Origin of the sequence: Niallia circulans (assembly GCF_003726095.1) — a bacterium.
Taxonomy (GTDB): Bacteria; Bacillota; Bacilli; order Bacillales; family Cytobacillaceae; genus Niallia; species Niallia circulans_A.
On the sequence record NZ_CP026031.1, the window covers coordinates 3,109,786 to 3,133,032 of the forward strand.

Annotated in this window: 24 protein-coding genes and 2 pseudogenes; 5 read left to right on the forward strand and 21 right to left on the reverse strand. The window is 35.0% G+C overall.

From position 1 onward, the window contains the following. Positions 1–617 precede the first annotated feature (617 nt). The gene (locus C2I06_RS14930; RefSeq protein ID WP_095329779.1) at positions 618–1,649 is read left to right on the forward strand and encodes an NADH:flavin oxidoreductase/NADH oxidase; all 1,032 of its coding nucleotides are present in this window, start codon (positions 618–620) and stop codon (positions 1,647–1,649) included. A gap of 127 nt (positions 1,650–1,776) precedes the next feature. Here C2I06_RS14930 and C2I06_RS14935 read toward each other — a convergent pair whose 3' ends face one another. Continuing rightward, a complete protein-coding gene (locus tag C2I06_RS14935) occupies positions 1,777–2,004 on the reverse strand; it encodes a hypothetical protein (protein WP_123258326.1) in 228 nt (75 codons plus the stop codon). Positions 2,005–2,179: 175 nt separating this feature from the next. Here C2I06_RS14935 and C2I06_RS14940 point away from each other — a divergent pair, with 175 nt between their 5' ends. Further along, entirely contained in the window at positions 2,180–2,365 is a 186-nt protein-coding gene (locus C2I06_RS14940; RefSeq protein WP_047944445.1) for a type Z 30S ribosomal protein S14, read from the forward strand. 107 nt (positions 2,366–2,472) lie between these two features. Here C2I06_RS14940 and C2I06_RS14945 read toward each other — a convergent pair whose 3' ends face one another. From C2I06_RS14945 to C2I06_RS14985, 9 genes and pseudogenes are all read right to left on the reverse strand, one after another. Further along, positions 2,473–3,084 (reverse strand): P-loop nucleotide/nucleoside kinase family protein, encoded by a 612-nt coding sequence (locus C2I06_RS14945; RefSeq protein WP_095329777.1) that lies wholly within the window; start codon positions 3,082–3,084, stop codon positions 2,473–2,475. 99 nt (positions 3,085–3,183) lie between these two features. Then, the gene (locus C2I06_RS14950) at positions 3,184–4,047 is read right to left on the reverse strand and encodes a class II fructose-bisphosphate aldolase (RefSeq protein WP_095329776.1); all 864 of its coding nucleotides are present in this window, start codon (positions 4,045–4,047) and stop codon (positions 3,184–3,186) included. Positions 4,048–4,074: 27 nt separating this feature from the next. Then, positions 4,075–4,470 carry a tetratricopeptide repeat protein gene (locus C2I06_RS14955; protein WP_095329775.1) on the reverse strand — a complete coding sequence of 132 codons (396 nt, stop codon included), beginning with the start codon at positions 4,468–4,470 and terminating at the stop codon, positions 4,075–4,077. 31 nt (positions 4,471–4,501) lie between these two features. Continuing rightward, positions 4,502–5,790, reverse strand: a pseudogene (locus tag C2I06_RS14960) (PTS sugar transporter subunit IIC). Positions 5,791–5,815: 25 nt separating this feature from the next. Then, positions 5,816–6,124: a PTS sugar transporter subunit IIB gene (locus C2I06_RS14965; protein ID WP_095329773.1), complete on the reverse strand. Its 309-nt coding sequence runs from the start codon at positions 6,122–6,124 to the stop codon at positions 5,816–5,818. A 38-nt stretch (positions 6,125–6,162) separates the two neighbouring features. Further along, a complete protein-coding gene (locus C2I06_RS14970; RefSeq protein WP_095329772.1) occupies positions 6,163–8,286 on the reverse strand; it encodes a BglG family transcription antiterminator in 2,124 nt (707 codons plus the stop codon). Between the two features lie 545 nt (positions 8,287–8,831). Further along, a complete protein-coding gene (locus tag C2I06_RS14975) occupies positions 8,832–9,833 on the reverse strand; it encodes an LLM class flavin-dependent oxidoreductase (RefSeq protein ID WP_095329771.1) in 1,002 nt (333 codons plus the stop codon). A gap of 202 nt (positions 9,834–10,035) precedes the next feature. Further along, positions 10,036–10,983, reverse strand: a complete 948-nt coding sequence (gene rfbB / locus C2I06_RS14980) for a dTDP-glucose 4,6-dehydratase (RefSeq protein ID WP_095329770.1) — start codon at positions 10,981–10,983, stop codon at positions 10,036–10,038. 296 nt (positions 10,984–11,279) lie between these two features. Continuing rightward, a complete protein-coding gene (locus C2I06_RS14985) occupies positions 11,280–12,218 on the reverse strand; it encodes an LCP family glycopolymer transferase (protein ID WP_095329813.1) in 939 nt (312 codons plus the stop codon). A 477-nt stretch (positions 12,219–12,695) separates the two neighbouring features. On the opposite strand from C2I06_RS14985, the gene C2I06_RS14990 reads away from it, so the two are divergent. Further along, complete coding sequence (locus C2I06_RS14990; RefSeq protein WP_095329769.1) at positions 12,696–13,460, forward strand: CAP domain-containing protein; 765 nt, start codon at positions 12,696–12,698, stop codon at positions 13,458–13,460. Between the two features lie 221 nt (positions 13,461–13,681). Here the strand turns inward: C2I06_RS14990 and C2I06_RS14995 are convergent, their stop codons facing one another. After that, positions 13,682–14,077, reverse strand: a complete 396-nt coding sequence (locus C2I06_RS14995; RefSeq protein ID WP_123258328.1) for a hypothetical protein — start codon at positions 14,075–14,077, stop codon at positions 13,682–13,684. A 14-nt stretch (positions 14,078–14,091) separates the two neighbouring features. Between C2I06_RS14995 and C2I06_RS15000 the strand changes: the two genes are divergently transcribed. Then, positions 14,092–14,604 carry an MFS transporter gene (locus C2I06_RS15000; RefSeq protein WP_164463710.1) on the forward strand — a complete coding sequence of 171 codons (513 nt, stop codon included), beginning with the start codon at positions 14,092–14,094 and terminating at the stop codon, positions 14,602–14,604. Positions 14,605–14,808: 204 nt separating this feature from the next. Here C2I06_RS15000 and C2I06_RS15005 read toward each other — a convergent pair whose 3' ends face one another. The 10 genes and pseudogenes from C2I06_RS15005 to C2I06_RS15050 all read right to left on the reverse strand — a co-directional run bounded on the left by C2I06_RS15005 (position 14,809) and on the right by C2I06_RS15050 (position 22,330). Then, complete coding sequence (locus C2I06_RS15005) at positions 14,809–15,450, reverse strand: hypothetical protein (protein ID WP_095329766.1); 642 nt, start codon at positions 15,448–15,450, stop codon at positions 14,809–14,811. Positions 15,451–15,493: 43 nt separating this feature from the next. Beyond that, a complete protein-coding gene (locus C2I06_RS15010; protein WP_095329765.1) occupies positions 15,494–16,099 on the reverse strand; it encodes a hypothetical protein in 606 nt (201 codons plus the stop codon). Positions 16,100–16,241: 142 nt separating this feature from the next. Continuing rightward, complete coding sequence (locus C2I06_RS15015; protein WP_095329764.1) at positions 16,242–16,829, reverse strand: restriction endonuclease; 588 nt, start codon at positions 16,827–16,829, stop codon at positions 16,242–16,244. Between the two features lie 83 nt (positions 16,830–16,912). Continuing rightward, positions 16,913–17,374 (reverse strand): GNAT family N-acetyltransferase, encoded by a 462-nt coding sequence (locus tag C2I06_RS15020; RefSeq protein ID WP_095329763.1) that lies wholly within the window; start codon positions 17,372–17,374, stop codon positions 16,913–16,915. A 55-nt stretch (positions 17,375–17,429) separates the two neighbouring features. Beyond that, positions 17,430–17,807, reverse strand: a complete 378-nt coding sequence (locus tag C2I06_RS15025) for a hypothetical protein (RefSeq protein WP_095329762.1) — start codon at positions 17,805–17,807, stop codon at positions 17,430–17,432. Between the two features lie 526 nt (positions 17,808–18,333). Beyond that, positions 18,334–18,723, reverse strand: a complete 390-nt coding sequence (locus C2I06_RS15030) for an NAD(P)-dependent oxidoreductase (RefSeq protein ID WP_275068547.1) — start codon at positions 18,721–18,723, stop codon at positions 18,334–18,336. Positions 18,724–18,886: 163 nt separating this feature from the next. Next, positions 18,887–19,204, reverse strand: coding sequence for a PTS sugar transporter subunit IIA (locus C2I06_RS15035; protein ID WP_095329761.1), 318 nt, complete (start codon positions 19,202–19,204; stop codon positions 18,887–18,889). A gap of 24 nt (positions 19,205–19,228) precedes the next feature. Beyond that, on the reverse strand, positions 19,229–19,534 hold the full coding sequence (locus C2I06_RS15040; RefSeq protein WP_095329760.1) for a PTS sugar transporter subunit IIB: 306 nt from the start codon (positions 19,532–19,534) through the stop codon (positions 19,229–19,231). A 39-nt stretch (positions 19,535–19,573) separates the two neighbouring features. After that, on the reverse strand, positions 19,574–20,893 hold the full coding sequence (locus tag C2I06_RS15045; RefSeq protein WP_095329759.1) for a PTS sugar transporter subunit IIC: 1,320 nt from the start codon (positions 20,891–20,893) through the stop codon (positions 19,574–19,576). A 25-nt stretch (positions 20,894–20,918) separates the two neighbouring features. Further along, positions 20,919–22,330 (reverse strand): annotated as a pseudogene (locus C2I06_RS15050) (glycoside hydrolase family 1 protein). A 161-nt stretch (positions 22,331–22,491) separates the two neighbouring features. Between C2I06_RS15050 and C2I06_RS15055 the strand changes: the two are divergent. After that, entirely contained in the window at positions 22,492–23,205 is a 714-nt protein-coding gene (locus tag C2I06_RS15055) for a GntR family transcriptional regulator (RefSeq protein WP_095329757.1), read from the forward strand. Positions 23,206–23,247: the final 42 nt, after the last annotated feature.

A 23,247-nucleotide genomic window follows, 5' to 3' on the forward strand; every position in this document is an offset into this window, starting at 1 on the left:
ATTAGTTTTATTTTAACTAATGCCATTAGTTTTAGCAAGTCATTGTTTTCAAACAAAAAAATACTCTTCATCATACGAGAGTATTCTAAAAAAACAGCTTATGATTTGTTATCCTTTTAAATCTCTCTTTTTTTGCCGCAACGTACACACTTATTGGAGTAATAGCTAAATTTATGGCGTCTTTTAAAAAAACAGATAATGGAACCTAGTCTCACTTTATCATCTCCATCCCCCAATAAATAACTCAAGTATTCAATTATCTTATTCTGTGATGTTACGACTTTGAAAGATTTAAGCCGCTTCTATATATTGTATTCATTATATAACAACATATTAATAAGATAAAAGGTAACACTGTAAATTTACTGTATATTTTTAATATTTCAATAGTGATTTGTACAGCAACTCTTCTCTTTACTTATTTTATTTATATCATGCATAAAATATGTAAGATTTCATCTATTAAAAAAAACATTTTTCTAACAATCAATAGGATTTATTTTCAGCATCTTGTATATAATAAATCATTGGTGAAAGCATAATATTTGAATTAAAAAGTGTCTGGTGGTAAGTTTTTTAGATAAACATATATTTTTTTTATGAAAGAAGGCAAGAATATGAAGGATCTATTTTCTCCTTTTTCTTATAAAGGATTAGAATTAAAAAACCGAGTGGTAATGCCTCCAATGTGTCAATATTCAGTGGAGAAGAAAGATGGAATTGCAACGGATTGGCATTATGTTCATTATGTAAGCCGTGCGATTGGCGGTGCTGGATTAATCATTATTGAAATGACTGATGTAGAACCAGATGGCCGTATTACAGATAACGATTTAGGTTTATGGTCTGATGAGCAAATTGCACCATTGAAACGTATTGTCGATGCTTGTCATCAATATGGCGCAAAAGTGGGTATACAAATTGCACATGCTGGTAGAAAAGCAGAAGATGCTCCACAACCAGTATCAGCTTCTGCTATTCCATTTGATGATAAATCAAAAACTCCAAGAGAATTAACAACAGAAGAAGTAAAAGAAATGGTAGAAAAATTCCGCCAAACAGCTGCCCGTGCAATAAAAGCTGGTTTTGATACTATCGAGATTCATGGTGCACATGGATACTTAATTCATCAATTCCAATCTGCCTATACAAATAAACGTACAGATGAATATGGTCAAGATTTAACGAAGTTTGGTGTAGAAGTCATTAAAGCGGTGAAAGCAGAAATGCCGACTGACATGCCACTAATCATGCGAGTTTCTGGTAAAGAGTATGTAGAAGGCGGATACGATATTGAAGACAGTGTTGCTTTTTCTAAAAAATACGAAGAAGCTGGAGTAGACATTTTCCATGTCAGCGCAGGTGGAGAAGGCCCAATTGCAGCTGCTGGAAGACCTGGGACTCATGTTGCCTACCAAGTTCCTCTAGCTCGTGCATTTAAACAAGAACTAAATGTGCCTGTTATTGCTGTTGGAAGACTAGATTCAGCAGAATTAGCAAACTCTGTTATTGGTAATGAAGATGCAGACCTTGTTGCAGTAGGAAGAGGAATGCTTCGCAACCCATATTGGACAATCGAAGCAGCGACACAATTACGTAAAGAAACAGAAATGCCAAAACAATATGCTGTTGCCTTTCCAAAAAGATAAAAATTCCCAAAGTGCCTGAGCGATGATCTCGGGTGCTTTTTTGTGGGGAGTCGGAGGGAAGGTTCTTCTGTTTCCATTTAGACTTGCTATTAAATAAGGATTCTATAGAACCATCCCTCCGTTTTCTTTACATACCTGTTTTATACTTTTTTTCACTTGAAGATGTATTTTTGGTGTCATGTTTTGCCTTTTCTTCTCTTTGTTCTTCTTTTAAATCTTCCATTGGAATGGGATCAACTGTCTGCTCTATCTCAAACTTATCAAATAAACTTTCATTTTCTGTAGGATACTGTTCTGGATTATCCATATTCAGCTGCGTCTTATTCGAGGTAGATTTCCCTTTATTCTCAGCCATCAGCGTCACCTCCCTATTTATATTATTTATACCCGAGTTTCATAGAAAGTACTCCGAGGTTCTTCTGTTTCCCATGGTAATAATGGGGAACGCAACCTTCTCTCTGTCTGCCATTAATCTCCTATTTATTTAAAATAATTATTAGTTTATAATTATTTTAAAAGGAGGCTGAATAATGGCTAAACAAGCACTTATCAATAAACAAAAACGTACTGCTAAATATAAAGTACAAGAATATACGCGATGCGAACAATGCGGAAGACCTCATTCTGTATACCGCAAATTTAAATTATGCCGGATTTGCTTAAGAGAATTAGCCTACAAAGGCCAAATTCCTGGACTAAAAAAAGCAAGCTGGTAATATAGAGGAGAATCATGGGGATAGTTTTCTAATTCCCTTTCGTGGTTCTCTTCAAAAAGAGAGACAGTAAAACGTTCTCGTCGCTTCTCCCAATGATATATATGCTCCTATTCTAAACTTAGGTACGTTTCAACATTATCTATTAAATCCGTATAATTCACATTAGTATAATCGGTCACATCCACTTCAAAAAGTCTCCCTAAATTGAATGTGTTATAACCTCTTGTTTTACATCTTTCTATGAACTCTTCATAAGTTAGTAAGTTATCTGCTTTTTCTCTATTAGTTAAATAATCTCCCTTCTTATAAGAATTAACTATATGACTTAAGTGTCTAGTTGGATCTAAGTCTCGTTTTTGCTGACGCATATATAATATATCCAAATCTGCGATTAACCTAATGGTAATTACTTTATAGTTATAATTTCCGCTTAATTTTTCTAGATAAGTTTTTTGTTTATTGCTAAAAGGATAATCTGAAATAATACCGTTATCTCTTTTCATTTGCTTTTCCATTATTTCATAGTATTTTTCCCATGCTATTCTTTCAATTTGCTGCTTCTCTTTTATATTACGAAAGCCGTACCTATCGAAATAGTCCTCTTTTATATCGTCTGGTGAAATCCTGACTAAACCGCCAAGCTTCTTTTTAATAATATTACTTAGAAAGGTCTTCCCAGTTCCTGGATAACCCGCTAATAAAATTAAGACCCCATTCATTTCTAATCACCTCTTCCACTATTCATACAAGAAAAAAGAGTACTTTTTTAAATACTTGTACTCTCTTCTCGCAATAAGGAGCAATATTTTGGGTAATTATTAGACGTTATTTATAGCCCCTTCCTTATTCATGAAAATTTCTATTTTATGTTTTACAATTTCCTTTACAGCTTCATTACATGGAATAATATTGTGTCGCAGGGATTTATTTTCTTTTGTTTCATCAAAATATTTTTTTGCTGTTTTTGTCCAAGTCACCAGTAATTCTGTACCTACATTAAACTTCCGAATACCATTATTTATTAATTCGTGAATATCGTTTTCCTTTACACCTGTTCCTCCATGAATAACTAAAGGTACATCTACTAATCTGTTGATTTCTTTCAATAGCGGTATATTTACATCTGTTTTTGATTTGTATTGTCCATGATTGGTGCCAATGGCAATTGCCAATGCATCTACTCCTGTTGCTTTTACGAATTTCAAAGCATCCTGCGGATCTGTATAAATTTTGTCACTCTCCTCCACATGAATTCCTTCTTCAGTTCCCCCGATAGTTCCTAACTCTCCTTCTACAGATACACCATGCTGGTGAGCATATTCCACTACTACACTTGTCTTCATAATATTTTCCTTAAAGGGCAAGTGAGAACCATCAAACATAACAGATGTAAACCCTTTATCTATCGCTTCTTTAATGTCATTGAAATCACGTGCATGATCCAAATGGAGAACTACATCTACCATCTCCTTAGTAGCCATAGACTTACAAACCGCTACTATGTTTTCATGCCCGATATATTTAGCCGTATCTATACTTGTTTGGATAATGATAGGTGCGCCCATTTCTTTTGCCGCCCGTATCATTTCTGGCAGCATCTCTAAATTATGTGCATTAAAGGCACCTACTGTATAATTTAGTGCCTCGGCTTTACGAGTAACTTCTTTTAATGTTGTATACATATTGTGATTTTCCTCCCTAAATAAGTATCACTTAACACCACGGGTAACATCTTTTGAAATTTGCATCAGCAGATCTATTTTATTCAAAAAAGTCTGTAAATTATCGACATCATTACTTTTCGCTGCTTCTGCTCTTTTCTTGTTATATAGCTTTAATAATGTTTTAAAGCTTTCTCCAATTGTTTTTTTCAGCTGAAGACTTTTTTCTAGTGAAGCTATTGCATTCTCTTCATCACCAAGCTCGTAATAGGCTAAACCTATTTCTTCAAAGACCCTTGCCTGATTCTCAATATTCAACGACTGTACTTCTATTGATTTTCTCGATATAAAACCTAATAATTCTTCTTTCTGATCCTCCGTAAGCTTCTTTTTCGATATGGTATTCTCGTTTTTATTTATCTCTGATTTTCTTTTAAACCACATAAGCATTCCCTCCAAATCCAGTTAATTCCTCTTAGAAGGCCTTCATTAATGGACCAATCAGCCATGCATATAATAAAGCAACTGTTACAGTATCTACATCTGTTGCTGTTGCATTGACAAATCCCATAGAGTTAAAAATGGTTACTAATAGTGCCGGTAATAAGGTGATAAAAAATCCGTGGAATATCCCTCCTATAATGGCACCTCGTCTTCCACCTGTTAGATTTCCAAAAATTCCTGCTGTCCCCCTGCAAAGAAGGCGGTTAATATCCCTGGTAAAATCATCGCTAAACCAAAGACAGGAAGAACAAACATCGCAATGATTGATCCAATGACAGTCGTAATAAAACCAACAATTACCGCATTAGGACTGTAAGGAAAAAGAACTGGACAATCAAGCGCAGGCTTTGCATTTGGAACAACACGCATAGCTATCCCTCTGAACGCCGGGACAATCTCCCCTAATAACAAGCGCACTCCTGATAATAGTACATAAACTCCTACTACAAATTGGATGGATTGCAAGAATGCATACATGATATAATTCGTGCTTCCAGAAAAAGTAGAAGCAAATTCCTCACCGGCAAAAATAGCTGTAATAATGAATAGAGGAACCATCACTGTCATTAAGGAAAGATACGTATCTTGCAAAAATTCTAATTGAGAAGGCAGCTTTATATCTTCCACTGATTTTTTCTTTTCGCCTTTTTCCCCGAATACTTTTGCTACCCCAGCTTCAAAAACATAACCAATTGTACAAAAATGCCCTAATGCAATCTCATCCATACCCGTAATTTTTCGTACAAATGGCTGAGCAATTGCCGGCATAGCGACCGCAAAGATTCCTCCAATTAAACCGCCTACCAGTATTAATGCTAATCCGCGTAAGCCAGCAAAATATCCAAAAACAGTGGTCATAGTAGCCATCCATAATATCGCTTGACCTGTAAGGAATATATATTTCCATCTAGTGAATCGAGCTATTAGAATATTAAAAACAAATATAGCTAAAAAGGTAAGTGCAATATCGCGACCTAACCCCAATTCATTCATAGCCTGACCATTAATAGCCTCTATGGAGGGAATAATCCCTTGCATATGAAAGCCTTCTGTAAAAATCTCTCCGAAATACAGTAAACTTCCTACAATAATACTGGAGCCAGCTGATAAAACCATAAATCCTAACAATGTCTTTAAAGAGCCCGATATAATTTGTCCAGTCGATTTTTTTTGTAAAATAAGTCCAAGCATCGCAATTAAAGCGACCGTAATAGATGCTTGCGTTAAGATATTTTGGATGATAAAGTTTATGACGCTCATTTTTATCCCTCTCTCTACCTATTTATTAAGATAGCACACCTTTTTCTCGTAAAATCGGTGTTAGTTTTTCTTCAATTTCTTGTTTTGAAACAATATTTTTCAAATAGATGATGTGAGTTTTGGCAGGATCAATAGTGAACTTTTCGAATTGAGTCTGGAAGTTTTGTGCCGTAATAATAATGTCTGGTTTTGCTGCCGCGCTTGAGGAAATGTCACTGTGATCTAATTTTGCATTTACTTTTAGTTTATTTAACACATCCTCCGCTGCCATCTGACACGCAAAGCTGCTTCCTAACCCAGCACCACAGACAAATAAAATATTTAACTTTTTCAATTAGCATTCTCCTTTAACTTTTTAATAGTTTGATAGCATTAGCAAAGTCCATTTTTATTGCATGAATTCTTTTCAAACAACTCTTGCTTAAAAATAGCTAGATTATCTGCATGGATTAATCTTTCTACCTTTTGTTTATCATTTATCAAATCAACCAAGCTCTTCATTATGTTTAGATGAGAGTAAGAATCTACAGCTGCTAAGCAAAAAATAATTTTCACAGGATCATTTTCTTCATTTCCAAACATAATTGGTTCTTTCAATGTCATCACACTAATTCCTAATTCATTCACACCGTCTTCTGGTCTAGCATGCGCAAGCGCCAAGTTCTTCCCTATCACAATATAAGGACCGTATTCTTCAACAGAATGAATCATAGCCTCAATATATCTAGCTTCGATAACTTGCTCCTTTACTAAAGGGAGAGAGACTCGCTCAATCACCTCCTTCCAATCTTCACATTCTTGATGGAGTATAATATTCTTATCCCTGAGGATATCTTGTAACATTGGCTGAATCTCCCTTGTATTAAATTTCAAGCGGTGTTGTTTAAAGGTATCTACTAGGTTCAGATAGCTCTCCGCTGTTATCTTTGCACCGCACGCTTCCATTAAGGTTAGTATGTCCTGCAGCATCTTGGTTGCATCTCTTTCATTAGACACTAATCTTCTTTTTTCTTTATTTTGTTCTAAGAAAGCATCAATCTCTTTTTTATCACTTTCTCTTAATATAGGATTAAGCAAAAGGGAGGGTTTCTTAGAATATTCAATCGGAATGGTTGAGAAAATAATGTCTACATCTAACTTGTCGATAAAAGACAGTTCATAGGAACTCAAAACAGTGACTATCTCTATATTGAATTGCTCCTTTAAATTTGCCGCCAACAGCCTTCCTGTAGAAATACCGTGATTACAGACAACTACCGCTTGATAAATATACTGCTCCTCTTGCTTCATCCGACTTGTCGATGTAGAAAAATAAATAGTCAAAAAGCCTATTTCATCCTCTGATAATGGTTTCTTTATATAACTTTCTATATGATTACTAAATCCTGCTACAGCTTGATAAATCCAACTATAGGATTCCTTAATTGTCTCTTTTAATGGATTGAATACCTTTATGTCATTCCTTGCTCTACTGAGTAAGCCTGTAATATGTTTATACAATCCCTCATATAAATCTTCTTCTTCCAAAGAGAAAGGGATAAGTGTTACTTTCTCCACATGAGTGATTAGTTGAATTGTCAATAGCTGTGCTGTAACCCAATCAAGTGAATTACTCATATCTTTCGAATCAAAAGATTCAATCGTAAAGGCAATATATTTCATTTCTGATAGGGAGGGATATAGCTTAAAGCGCTCACAAATATGATCGATAAAATCTCTTATTTGCCCTTCCGTTAATTCTCTTTTTCCTTTTACCGTATCACTAATGGTATTGCCATCATGTATCCGTCTGATCCAAATGGCTAAAAATAAGATAACTTGATTATGATATAAAGGATTAACATCTGGGTTCAACTGCTTCAATTGCTGGTTATACAATTGTGCAATAATCTTTATCCGTTCTCTTTCCAAATAGTTTAATACTAGCCTAGTCTCAAAATTAATTTCCTTCGGCATTCTGCTCGATAGCGTTATATAATCGAAATCTGTCCGATTATTAATGACATCAAAAAGCATCGACCGAATAGACCTTTCATCCCCTTGTAAAACAACTCCTTGCTTCGAAAGACTTACGACTTGAATACCATACTTTTTTAAATACTGACGAATCTTACGCATATCTTCATCCACTGTACTTTTAGATACTTGTAAGCGTCCTTCCATTTCATATAAGAGAGTGGTCTTACTAGTATCAGCAATATCTAAAAGTAATACTAAGAAACGCTCATCAGGATGGTAATATTCTTTCGTTCCTTCCGCATTCATTCGCTCCAATAAGGTTTGTGCATCTCTATGTGCCAGAGTAAGCTGCATTCCCTTCCCTCTTTTTGTGGTAACCAGTGAATAATTGTTGCTTTGGAGAAACTCATTAATTATCATTAATTCATTTCGCAAGGTTCGTTGGCTAATATGGTATTCATTACTTAAATCTTCTAAAGTTAAATACGTATTTGCCGTTAGAAGTCTTTTCAATACTTGTTTTGTGCGTTCCTTCATGAAAAGTAACCCCTTTCATAATTTGATTATAATTAACTGTTTATAAGAAGTTTAGTATATGTTTTTGCAACTTTAACTGGCAAAAATGTAAGCGGTTAAATAATTATTCATATGCATAGTTATTGCATCTTTATCTCATTATCAAAAAAATATGAAATATGATAAATTACATAATTGTAGGCGTAGAAAGTGTCCAGAAAAATCGAACTGGATCATAAATAGAAAGTTCAAATGTTAGTTATTTAAAAAAAGGGAGAACCATCCCTCCGCTTCCTCAAAACCCAAATAATCCCACTTTTTCCTATTACTTTACCGTTTAATCTGCTTCAAATCGTCTATATATAAGAAAAAGGGAGGCGTTATAGATGGTTAAAAATGAAGATTTAAAAAACAAAACAGTGGATCGTGATTTTAAAATAACAGAGGAACAAAAAGAGAAACAGCAAGAAAAGAAAAAAGAGGATAAAGAGAAATAATAATCATAAAAAAGGGTACTTGCTTCAGGAGCTAGTACCCTTTTTATGATTTAATTTATTGCTGAACCTTTATTTTCCCTCTACTACTTCTCTCAATATTTCATAAGATCGTTTCTGTTTTTCAGGGTCATAAATATAAGAAACTGCCATAATTTCATCGACATTAAAGCGTTCCTGAAAAGCTGTAAGCTGGTTGCGAACGGAATCTTTGCTTCCTAAAAGAGTCACGCTAGACATGGATTTGGCCATTTCTTCTTCCTGTGGATTCCAAAGACCATCTAAACTATCCACTGGTGGCTGAAGCGGCATTTGTGTTCCGCGCACAACATTTAGGAAAAATTGATGAGTAGACGTCTGTAAAACAGCTGCCTCTTCATCTGTTTCGGCGGCAATCAGATTTAAACAAACCACCATATATGGCTTATCCAAATACTTCGAAGGTTTGAAACGCTCACGATAAATCTTGATTGCATCTGCCATATATCTCGGTGCAAAATGAGAAGCAAACACATAAGGCAGTCCTAGACTTGCCGCTAAGTAAGCTGAATCTGTAGAAGAACCAAGAATATATATCGGTACATTTGTACCAACACCTGGATGTGCTTTTACATAGCCTTGATCCTCTTCAGGTCCAAAGTACGTTAGAAGAGCATTAACATCCTCTGGGAAGGTATAGACGGAATCCTTTTGCGAACGTCTTAATGCACTCGCAGTCAGCATATCAGTTCCAGGTGCTCTACCAAGTCCTAAATCTACTCGATTTGGATAAATCGTTGCCATCGTTCCAAACTGTTCGGCAACAACTAATGGAGAATGGTTTGGAAGCATCACGCCGCCAGATCCTACGATAATGCTGTCTGTGTGTTCAAGCGTATGCTTAATAAGAATTGCAGTTGCCGAACTAACAAGTGTAGATGTATTATGATGCTCTGCAATCCAATAACGTTTATAGCCCATTTTCTCTGTTGCTTGAGCTAAATCCACCATTGATTCAATAGCTTCTTTAGAAGTTTGTCCCTCTCGAATCGGGGCAAGGTTTAATACGGATATAGGTATATTTAAATTTGCCATTTTGCAAGATCCTTTCTTATTTAAGTCATTCTTAATCATATCAATTGCCTTACAGGAAAAAAATTATTTGCTTGCGGAGCACCACAGGAATAGAAAAGGAAGGATAAATAGCCATATAACTCATGAAAATATTGTTCCCTATTCAGTCACAAACATCCTTATGATCCACTCTAAAAGAAGCAGAAGATACTCCCCTCTGCTTCTATTTATACCATTGGATAGTTTGGGCTATACCGGTTTGAAATGTAAAAGTTGGCTGCCAGCCTAAAGCTGTTATTTTTGTTGGATCGATGGCATATCGTTTGTCGTGGCCGAGGCGGTCCGGGACGAATTCGATTAGATCTTCTGACTTACCTAGTATGTTTATAATGGTTCTTACTACTTCTAAGTTTGTTCGTTCATTATGTCCACCAATGTTATAGACTTCTCCATTTTCGCCTTTATGGAGCACTAAATCGATGGCTGCACAGTGATCAAATACATGTAGCCAGTCACGAATATTCTTCCCGTCTCCATATATAGGAATCTTTTGATCGTTTAAAACACGAGAAATCGTCAAGGGGATTAATTTCTCAGGAAATTGATAGGGTCCGTAATTATTCGAACAACGGGTAATATTAATTGGCAAACCATATGTATGATGAAAGGCACGAACAAGCATATCTGAAGATGCTTTACTTGCACTATAGGGACTATTGGGTTGAAGTGGGCTATCTTCCGTAAAGAAAGAAGTGAAATCGAAGTCTAATTCTCCATATACTTCATCAGTTGAAACATGTAGAAACTTTGTTACGCCAATTGTTTTTGCCGCATCTAATAATACTTGCGTGCCAAGAACATTTGTCCTTACAAAAATTTCTGGATTTGTAATGGAGCGATCAACATGGCTTTCTGCTGCAAAATGTGTTACGTAGTCGAACCTCTCTTTTTCAAAAAGAGCAAGGATGGTATCTCTATCTACAATATCTGCCTTAATAAAATGATAATTCTTCTTTCCTTCTATTGTTTTATGCTTTATTAAATCACCTGCATATGTTAGTAAATCCAAATTATAAATTTCATAATCCGGATATTTATTCACCATATATTGAACAAAATTTCCTCCAATAAACCCTGCCCCACCTGTTACTAAGACCTTCTTTCTCGCCATTTCACTTACCTCCTTCTCTTTTATATATAAAGCATTTATCTCTCTTTACTATTGGAATACAGTATGTCTATATTTATTATAATGAAAATTTCCCTGCCAATATAGACAAACAAAAAAACACTGCTTTCTTCAGATTTTTGTTCATCCATATAAGAAAGAGCGGTTGGGTTATAAAAAGAAATTCCTATACTTGTAATTTGCAATTCATTGCATCCTTTTAGCAAAGACAGAGACAGGAGAATTGTCCCCCTAAAAAAGGTACTAGCTATTTTCAGCTAGTACCTTTTTATCCTTCTTTATTGTAAATTCTCACTCAACATATCATGCACTTTCGTTTTTTCTTCTTCTGGAACATTTAAATAATAGGTTTGTCCGGGAGGAGTGCCTTGTCCTTTTACTTCATATTGCTCTACAGATTTTCGCACATCACGGTAATTTTTCTGTATGGTCATCATTTGATCAAACGTAATGTTTGTTTTTACATTTACTCCAAGGGCATCTAGTATTTCATCAAAATGAGCTACTGTTGATATTCCTGTGGCCTTGTCAATAATAGCCGTAATGACTTCCCTTTGTCTATCATTTCGACCAAAATCACCATTTGGATCTAAATGACGCATTCTAACAAATCCCAATGTTTGTGGACCATCTAATGTTAAAGTTCCTTTTTTATAATGATAGCCTTTTTTATAATATCCTTCATCAATCCAATCCAAGTCATTTTGAACTGTAATTCCCCCAATGGCATCAACTAAATCACTTAGCGCTTCCATATTTACTTGGATATAATAATCCATTTTAACACCTGTAAAATTTTCTACTGTATCTTTAGCCATTTTCACCCCGCCATAAGCATAGGCAGAATTGATTTTTGTTACTCTCCCATCTCCAATAATTTCTGTTTTTGTATCACGAGGAATACTTACCATCTGCATTTTATCTTTATTTGGATTCAAAGTCATGACGATGAGAGTATCCGATCTTCCTACATCACCTTTTCTTTCATCCACACCCATAAGCAAAATAGAAATGGGTTTTGTATTATCAAGCTTTTCTTCTCTTGCTTTTTTTTCTAAATTCGAATCACCCTCAAGAGGATTATACATTTTGTTTGCTGTCTCTTCTACGCTATGATATAGATAAAATACATAAGACCCTAATCCAATAACAAGTATTCCAATAATTACTCCTAAAGTAATCCATATCTTTTTCTTTTTGCTTTTCCTTGTTCTCATTCTCGCTCTCACTTTCCTTGTTAAATTTTCGCTCATCCATTTTATTATAAAAAAATGAGAAAATGATGAAAATAAGGATGATTCTCCTAAATTTTCTAACAAGAAAGCAGGAGAACCGTCCCACCCTATCCTTAATAGACTCATTTTGCTTCTTCGTAATACTAGGACCAATAGAGTAGGCTGCAATCCTTTTATAGTTGTTAGCGGAAATGGATTGGTTTATTTCCCTATAAAATCCTACATAGGAAATGATCTCTGTTGAATTAACTAAAAAAATGCTAAATCGTATCGCTGCAAATTAATCTAATACTTAACTTCCATCCTTAGTATGTATTCAAAAAGACCATTCTACTGTGAACAGAACCAACCAATTCATGGTAATTGTCACTCTGTATCCCTCTAATTCCCATATGTAATTTTATTTAAAGGTGAAAAAATAAAAGGGTAAAAACTTTATATACAAAAGGAGAAAATATAATGAAGATTAAAAATACGTTTTCTGTCCTTGCATGCATGAGTTTTCTTATGCTAGCAGGATGTAATAATAATGACCATGAAGCTTCAGATATGAATATGGATCGTTATAATGACTCTACAATTTCTAGCTTAAAAACAAATGTAAATAGTAAGAAATATCCGCATACACAACCTGTAAAAATACAAAATGCTAAATACGAATTTCGAACAATTGTCGGAACGTATGATTCAAATAATCCAAATGCAACAAATAAACAACAAGTGCAAAAAGCCACTCCACAACAGCAACAGCCACAGGCTACTGAGCAGCAACAAGCAAATCAAGGCGCACAACCAGGTGCACAATCTGCTCCGCAAACAACACCTAATAATACAGCAAAAAAAGAACCAAGTAACTTTGTGTCGGAAGTTATCGACTTAACAAACGCTGAAAGAAAAAAACAAGGACTTCCTGCTTTACAAGCGTATCCGGAATTAAACAACGTAGCAGATATGAAAGCAAAAGATATGAATGACAAGGGATATTTCTCCCATACAAGTCCTACTTATGGATCGCCATTTGACATGATGAGAGACTTTGGAATTACGTACGAGTCAGCCGGTGAAAACATTGCACAAGGACAACGTTCACCGGAAGAAGTAGTCAACGCTTGGATGAATAGTGAAGGTCACCGTGCCAATATCCTAAATGATAAGTACACACATATCGGTGTTGGTTTTGATGAAGGCGGTTATGAATGGGTACAAATGTTTGTTAAAAAGTAAGGAAAGCAAATGATAAAACATTATCATTTCTAGGAAAGCAAAAAAGACACAATTAGCAAGGCTAGTTGCGTCTTTTTTGTTATAAATTATACTTTCTGATTAAATAGGTTGGTGTGCAACTCGAAAAAATGAATTTAATGTTGAATAGAACGAGATCGATTATTCTTCTATTTATAAATGAGTTATTATTGTTTAAAAAAAATTAATTGTTATAGATTTTTTTATTCTGTTTCCTCGATGTAACTCATTATTAAATAGCTAAGATTAACCTTCTCTTCATTGTTCTTATGCGCATCAATATACTTTAGAAATACCTGTCTTATTTCCTCGTTAAGGTTATTCCATTCAGTTTTCGGAATCGCTACTTCTGTAATTAAATTGGCTACTCCTTTTCTATCTTTTGATGGATCTTCAACGGTTTGTTTTAATGCATCTATAGCTCGATTTATATAGGAATATAGGTTGTTAAGCATATCAGGGTTATTGTGTAAATCTTCAGGAGATAAGTTTATCACTTTTCTCGTCCATTCTGCTGACTTGTAATACTTTTGAATAATATTCCCGAGTTTTTCCTCTTTTACTACTTCTACTAACCCAAGTTCTTCTAGCTTTTTCATATGATAATACAGCCTTGATTGTTTTTCTTTCATTCTATTTATCGATTCGACCAGAAATTAATTATCCGTTATTAGTTACAAAGTTCGGTGCTAATTTAATGGGGCTTATTCTTATAATTTTTGCTCTACCAATTCTTTTTCACCTATCTTCTATTTTTCTACTTATTTATTATTTCATCCTAATGCTACTCTTAGGTGTTATTCAAATTTTTGTAAATACACCAATCAATGTAATGTTGCAAACAGAAGTGGAAGAAGAATATAAAGGGAGAGTTTTTTCCATAATTCGAACCGGAGCGCAATCTTTAGTTCCTATTGGTGCAATTCTTTTTGGCTTTCTTTTTGATTGGCTACCCGCATATTGGGTATTTGGAATTTCTGGTTTATTCCTCATCCTTACAAGCCTATATTTCGCCAGACCAACTATCGTGCGACAAGTGTATCCAGATTATGTAGGTAGAGGAAAGCAGGAGAACAGCACTACTGTGAACAATTCGAAATTATTTTATGTAAAAAAACGCGACTAGTAGGACAATAAAAATGTTTGTTTGGTTGGACGACAGTTTTATTTCGGAAAAACGTCCCCGTCCTATTGATTACTGGAGTGGCAATAACTGGTCTTGGCATTTATGGAATCTTGGCACAACCAAATGCCACTCAAACACAATAAGCACTATCCTACATCGAAATAAGCTTCATCTAGGAATCAGTAGAATCTGATTCCTTTTTCTTTACTGTAAGTTTAAGAACACGTTCCCTCCAAGCATCTCTTCATAGCGTAGCTGCGCTTTTTCTCCTTTTTTCACTAATCCAGAGATATAGCCTTCTTTTTCGTTTCCCACATACATTTCATAACTAAATTCAGGGTCAGTTGTACCGAGAATGTCACCACTATATATATCCCCATTTTCACTAACCATTTCGAAATTCATTATTCCGTCAATATAAAGGGACAGATCTTTTGTAGCCGATTCAGTAAACTTCACTTTTGTTTTCGCTAAAAGCCATTCATATCCATCTGGCGCAGGCTCATTGAATTCATTCATAGATTTCAATTTTTGATAAGCATCCTCTCCGCGTGTCACTTCCAATACAGTTAAATCAAATTTTATGGGAAAGGACTCCCCTTTGTCATTATATAGTTCATCTTCAACCGTTACTGTCTTCTTAAATGGGACTGGATTGGTTCGAGAGCCGAGCTTCGACTTTGCTTCTTCTTTCTTATCTGACTTTTTTTTCTGCACTTCTTCTTGAGCTTCATCACTCTCTTTCATTTTTACATCCTTGGTATCTTGTCCACATCCTCCAAGAATAGTGATAATAAATAAACTAGTTAGACACAGCTTAAATGTATTTGGTAGATTCTTTTTCATGTTCATTCTCCTTACTTGCTCTATATTAAAAACGACCTTCTATTTATTTCGAATCTTCTTCTAAATCATCAGGATAAATAGTTTCATCCAAAACGTCTTTTGTAGCCTCGTCTTTTGTCAAAATCTTGACCTGATAATCATCGGGGTCTACTCCACTATACACTTGATACATCATGCCTGTTATTCCAAGGGTAAAAATAGCAAAACTATCCATACTATCTTCATATTTCTTTTTATCAACCACTAACGTAAATTCAGAAAATGCTTTATTATGCGTGATATCCTTAATCGACACATAATCATCACTCTCTTTTATTTCCTTAATGGATTCTTCTAAAGAAGCTTCCATTTCCTTCATCATCTCTTTATGCTTTGCCTTAGACATTTTATAGGTAAGGGAACCATCTTCATTTTTAGTAACTTTAATGCCCTCTTTTTCTACATCGGCAATTACGGAATCAATATCTTCCCCTTCAAACAAAGAGGCTGGCAGTGTGATTTCAACATTTGAAAGACCTTTATCCACATTCATCTTTTGTTCATCTGCTTGTTTGTTATTATCCGTATTTTCCTTTTTATCCTTATCTGCTGAACAAGCAACAAGCAATATCATACATACTGCTAGAAAAGCATACGTAAATTTCCTCATAAAAAATCCGCCTCCAAATCATTTTTGACAGAACCATTTCCATTATTATTCCTTTTTCCTATTTTCCAATACATCTAAAAAAGAAGCATAGAGATGGTTCTTCCGAAGACATAACTTCAGATGATCCGTCCCTCTGCTTCCCTTAAACGAGTAATAATTCCTTCATTTCTTTTTCTGCTTTGCTCAAACTACTTAACCAGCTTTCCACAAACTTAACACCGTCGATTAATTCAACATTTAATCCTTTGGCATATTCATAAGCTGCCGGTGTAAAGCTGCCTGTTGTAATAACATATCCACCTTGAGCTCCTCGTTTGATTATATTCGAATGAATCAGGGCAATTGAATCAAATGGTAAATCTTCTTGATAACATTTTACTTGCCCAAGAAACAATCCTTTTTCTGTTTCATGTTCAAAGTCTACTCCAAAATCACCTGTTGGAGGAGTCACCCATGTCGATCCGCCTCTTGTCTTCTCCATAATTTCCGCAGCAAACCTTTCAAATTGGAGAGGATCTTGTTTTAAATAAATGGAAGAATAGTCCTTGTCTTCTTCCTCTTTACAAAACCTCAAATAAAGCCCCATCGCCAAAGTCTTTTTTAACTCGTCACTTGACTCGATATGATTAGCCAGTAGAGCAGTCTGATATTCATTTTCTTTTTTCGTCCATAAATATTTCATAAAAGCCAAGATTAAAAGAATTGCTACTATAATCTCTATGTAGAACATTGCACAACACTCCCTGCATTATTAAAGGGTAAACAGGAATGCTGCTTTTTATACCGCCATTTGGTATTTAAATCTAATCTCCGTTACTTAATTTGCGCCATTCTTCCGTTTAATAACATATCAATATGGGGAATATTATCTTCTAAATACACTTCAGATATGGCTTGAAAGCCAAAAGACTGATAAAAGTTCCGCAAATAGTCCTGTGCCTGGATTTTTATCCTCTCTTCTTTTAACTCTTGCTTGGTATAATCAATTCCGCGACTTACAAGCTCTTCTGCAAACCCTTGTCCTCTATATTCCTTCTTCACAAAAATCCTCCCTAAAGAAGCCTCTGGATATGACACCCCTGGAGGTAAAATTCTTAAATACGCAACAATCTCCCCCTGTTTTTCAGCAAAAAGATGATACGATTCTAAATCCTTTCCATCTACCTCTAAATAAGGACAATTTTGCTCCACCACAAAAACAGCGGTTCTCTCTTTCAGAAGCGTATATAATTCCACATTTGTTAACTCATTAAATTTCTTTATATGCCATTTCACCTGTATATTTCCCCCTCTTTAGTCCTGAGAGGACCGATCGTACTAAAGGTATATCTCAGTAGTACCGTCCCTCCGCTTCCGCCATTTTCCTCCTCAGCTCAGCTGCCACCTCTGTTGGATTTTCAATTTGGAAAATGACATAGCGATACTTCTCATGGTTATCCAATTCGATGATTACGACTGGAATCCTTCCTTCGTAAGATAAAAAGTACCATTCATCTTGGTATTTATAAGAGCCCTCATATATATTTAACGGCGAAATAGAAGTTCCAGGCATACGAATCATCCATTTCGGTGGATCAAAATAATCAACAAACACACTTTTAATCATTCTATAGGGCAGCTTCACTTTATGCTTGAAAGTGAACAGCATCATTAATCCTCTTATCTTCAGTACTGCAGCATCCTCTTCAAAAATAATTTCCCTGTTCATTTGACTCCCTCCTAAAGAATGTCTCTATGTATTTACGAATTAACCAGGATTATGTTTCATCTACTATTGTATTGCCCTAGATAGCATTTTCCAAATTAAACGAAAAAATGCTATATTTTATAAACAGCTTAAACTAAACTGAATAGTAAAAGATAGTGAAAAGTGTTTTAGCAAAAGGAGGGTGTTCCTAGGGAAGAAATTAGCAAACTAGGAACAGAGGGATGGTTTGAGGGGAGTGGAACAGTCTTTTTTCTTTAATGAGAATGTGTGAACAAGCTTCAAGAGGAAGTAGCACCAATAATTTTAAATAATAGAAATGTAAAGAGGATAGTACGGCTGCTATCTAGTGAAGCTTGCGAAGAATCTGGCCACTCAGCGGTACTGTCGCGTCCCCTTTTCATTATTTAGAAGGAATAAAAGATTTGTTGTGGTTATCCTGACTGGCTACCGCATCGTCCGTAATTGTCGGAACACCTAATTTTCTCGGAGTAGCGTGTCGGTAGCACATATTTATAAACCAAACAGATTATAACTGATTGAGCTTGCTAACAGGCTCTTCTCCATTTTCTATACGTTTTATATTCTTTATAAAGAAGTCATATCTTTTTTTATGAAATTTCCGACCATCAGGCATTCCTGCTGTATGGGGAGTAAGTATCACATTACCCAGATTCCGGAGCTCACTGTCAATAGGAAGCGGTTCGGATTCAAAAACATCCAGGCATGCACCTGAAATGTTCTTGTTTTTTAATGCAGCAATCAAGTCACTTTCGTGCACAATCCCGCCGCGGGCTGTATTGATAAAAAGAGCGGTCTTCTTCATTTTTCTAAATGCAGCTTTGTTGATCAGGTGTTTGGTTTGCTGATTCAAAGGTACATGTACACTGACTATGTCCGATGTGCTTAGAAGTCTCAAGCTATTGTAAGCTATTGGTTAAAAACAATGGCGTAGGAAATGGGGACCATTTGATTGAGTGAAAAAAGGGGTACCAAAAAATCTGTCCCCCTCTTAGAAAGTCTCGAAATATATAGTTATCCTACTTAGCAAATGCTTCAAAATAAATCTTTTATTGGCAACTTCAGTTAGCGATACTTAGTTCTTTCCTCCATTCAATCATTTCCGCAATGAGCAATTTAATTGTTTCTGTACTCATAAATTGATCTTCTGCATGCATTAATAAAATGGAGAATTCTGTTTTATTACCCGCAGCCTCATTTTTAATTAATTCACCATGAATTTTATGACCTTCAACCAAAAGGTCTGATCCTTCCTTCATCAATGAAGCTGCACTGGAAAAATCACCATTTTTCGCTTGAGCTAGTGCTTCTATAAACTTTGTTTTCGCCATTCCTACATTCCCAATGATTTGAAAAGCAATTAGTTCTATTCCTTCCATTCCTATCCCTCGCCATCTAATAAACTATTTTTCTATCATTTCTAAAGCGGTCTCCAGAACTGCCGCTCCGTTTACTCTTCCATAATCAACAAAATCAATGACAGTAACAGGAATACTATTACCGACTACTTTCTCTGTATTGCTTTTTAAATATCCTACCTGTGGTCCCAATAAAATAATATCTGCTTTTTCCCAGTTTTCATGTAATTCTGCATCTGAAACTGCCCAAATATTTACCTCCATGCTCTGGTCTTTTGCCGCCTGCTTCATTTTTTCTACTAAAAAACTTGTAGACATTCCTTGATTACATACTAATAAAATATTTTTCATACAAACCACTCCTCCTATAGAATAGACTGTTTTATTTCCTTATTTATTCTGCATGGCACTTACTCTCTCATCTATTTTCAAAAATGGCAGATACATAAATACTGTTATGATGATTATTAATAATTGTAATATAGATGCTCGCCAGTCACCTCCTGTAGCTAGGAATCCTGAAATAATCGGTGGCGTAGTCCATGGGGTTTGAACAACCACGTGATTTATTAAACCTACAGCTGTCGCAAAATAGGCAACTGATAAAGAAAAAATTGGAGCAAGAACAAATGGAATGATTAACATTGGGTTAAATACAATTGGTAGCCCAAATATAATTGGTTCACTAATATTAAAGATAGAAGGTGTTAAGGACATTTTCGATATATCTCTATAATCCTTACGTCTACTAAAAATAAAAATGGCAATTAACAATGAAATCGTATTTCCCGATCCCCCCATAACAGCGAAGGTATCTTTAAAAGCCATATTAATTATATGGGGTATCTCTTGATGATTAGCGTATGCTAACATATTATCTTGCATGTTTTGTAATAAAAAAGGATCCAAAAGTGCTCCAGAAATAACTGCCTGATGGATACCGAATCCAAAAAATAAATTAGCGATAGAAGTAATTAATAAGAACCCTGGTAAACTGGTTGTCACATAGCTTAACGGCTTAGTAATAATGGTGGATATTAAAGTATTAAAATCCATATTAAATAATTGATTTAATAAAAAGGATGCAACTGCAAAGATGATAACATTCACCATAATTGGAATTAACACATTAAAAGATTTAATAACTGCCGGTGGTATATTTCCACTGATATTGATTTGCATTTTTTTATTTGAAGATAATTTTATAAATAAATCGGTTGCAAGCAGCCCTACGATAATTCCAACAAACATCCCTGATGCGCTTGTATAACTTACAGGAATCACATTAGAAACAAGAAAGCTTTCGGTTGATCCTTCTGGTGAAAAAGTCGTTGTCAATGGTGTAACTACTATCATTGTAGAAAGTACAACTAAGATTGGAGCTATTACATTTTTATATCCCCTATTTACACATAGATGATAAGAAATGGCAACAGCTACTAAAAGTGTCATGATATTCAGTGTACCGTTAGCAATGGATACCCCAATAGATTGCCAAGTTGTTAAAGTATCAGGATTAACCAAATTTCCCATAAAACCAGTTGGCTCTAAAATAACATAATTAATTAGAGTCATAAATCCAGCTAGTATCATAAATGGCATAATCGATGCAAAGGCATCACGCAAACTTCTTAGATGAATCTGCGCTCCTAATTTTTGTGCAACAAAAGCAAACCGATCTGCAATACCTTGCTTTGTTGAGTTATTCATGATCTATCCACCCTTTTTATTTTATTTATCCTAATTTACTCGTTTCGTACTCAAATCCGTTGTCCTTGCTCATTTTTTATAAAATTCTCCACTTTTCTTGATTGTTCTTTCTTGTGTCTCTAAATTAAGAGAAACTAGTCCATATCGATTTTTATAAGCATTAATCCATGACCAGCAATCAATAAATGTCCATAAATGATATCCTTTGATATGGCAGCCTGCTTGAATGGCTTTATGGACATAGGCGAGATGATCTTTAATAAACTCAATTCGATAATCATCGATAATTTGTCCATGCTCATTAAGAAATCGTTCTTCATTCGCTACCCCCATACCATTTTCAGATATAAAAGCTTCTATATTACCGTAATTATCTCTAATGTCTATACATAGATCATAGATACCCTTTTCATAAATTTCCCATCCGCGGTACACATTCATTTTTTTCCCTGGCATATTATGAAGTTCAAAAAACCATTCGGGTAAAAAAGGGCTTTTTTTATTAATTTCTGTCAGGCGTGCCTTCACTCTTCTTGGTTCATAATAATTCAACCCTAAAATTTGAGAAGTATTTTCCGCAATTACTTTTAAATCGTTCTCTTCATATAAAGGCATCTGGTTATATTCCTGCAATATTTTTACCAATTTCTTTGGAAATGTTCCTTTAACCATGGGGTCTAAAAAGCTTCTTGTATAAAAGGCATCCGCAATTTCAGCTGCTTCTACATCAAACTCATTTTGGCTTCTCGGATAAGTTGGACTTAAGTTTAATATTACTCCTATCTTAGAAGGCAGTTGCTTTTCCTTAAAAGATTGAATAGCCTTCGCATGTGCCAATATAGTATTAAATGCTGCCTGTGCGCCACGCTTGAAATCTACTAAATTTGGATAATGAAAATCTTCTAAATAACTTCCTAAAATTGGTCCTAACGGCTCATTAAAGGTGAACCAATGATAAACCAAATCACCAAACTCTTCAAAACAAGCAGCTGCATAATTTACATATGCTTCAACCACTTCACGTGATTCCCATCCTCCCTTTTCTTGAAGTACATACGGCATATCAAAATGATAAAGATTAGCAAAAGGTTTGATACCGTTTTCATTCATTTCAGTCAAAAGGTTTCGATAGAAAGAAATAGCCTTTGGATTTCTTTCTCCTACTCCACCATCTGGAAACATCCTTGCCCATGAGATGGAAATACGGAAAGAATTATGCCCTGTTTCCTTCATTAATTGAATATCTTCCTTGTATCGATTTATATGATCAGTTGTTACTTCAGGTCCAATCCCCTGATAAAAACGTGATGGTTCCGTTTTAAACCAATGTTCCCAAACTGTTTCAGCTTTTCCTGTATTACCTCTACCTTCTGCTTGCTCAGCTGACCAAGCCGTTCCCCACCAAAAACCACTCGGAAACGTTAACATTTCTTTCATAATAAATGCCTCCCTCTTTCCTTTACGAACAAACTATAACACTCTTTTTAATATAAGTAAATACTTTTAATGAAAAGTATATATCTTTTGTGATTTATATACTTGTTTTTAACTGTATGGTATACTTATTATGAAAACCGTTATAAAATGGAGGATTTAACTTGAGTCAGTTACCTAAATATATGGAAATATATACAGATATTAGAGATAAGATAAATAATAACGAATATGAGATAAATGAAAAGTTACCTGACGGGGATACGCTTGCTGATTATTACCAATGCAGTAAACTGACAGTAAAAAAAGCATTAGATATTCTTGTAAAAGAAGGAATGGTTGTTAGACGTAGAGGTTCCGGAACTTATGTAAAAGGGGTTTCTACTAATGGAGGAGCTATTGCATTAGGTCCATCAGAAGGTTTATCTAACATTGTTGGAAAAGAAAATATTTCCTCAAAAATCATTCTTTTTTCGATCGAAAAACCGTCCTTAGAAATTGCCAAAAAACTTGAGATTGATGACGAATATATTTATCGAATTATTCGAACACGGCATATTAATAATAAGCCTTATTCGCTGGAACATACTTACATGCCTTTATCTATTATTACTGGACTAGAGCCAAAACATCTAGAAGGATCCATCTATAATTATATACGCGAGGAATTAAAGCTGAAAACGCATAGCACCCATGTCTGGATTAGAGGAGACAAAGCAAATAGTGAAGATACTTCTTTACTAAAGATTCCAGACAACTCCTTCATGATGGAAATCGAAAAATTAGCTCAGTTAGAAGATGGAAGAATATTCGAATACTCCATCACACGCCATCTGCACGAAAGTTTTGTTTTTGAAACAGTTTTTGTTCATAACTAAGTAGGAAATAAGAGGGCAGGTGTGGAGTATCCCAAATCAGAA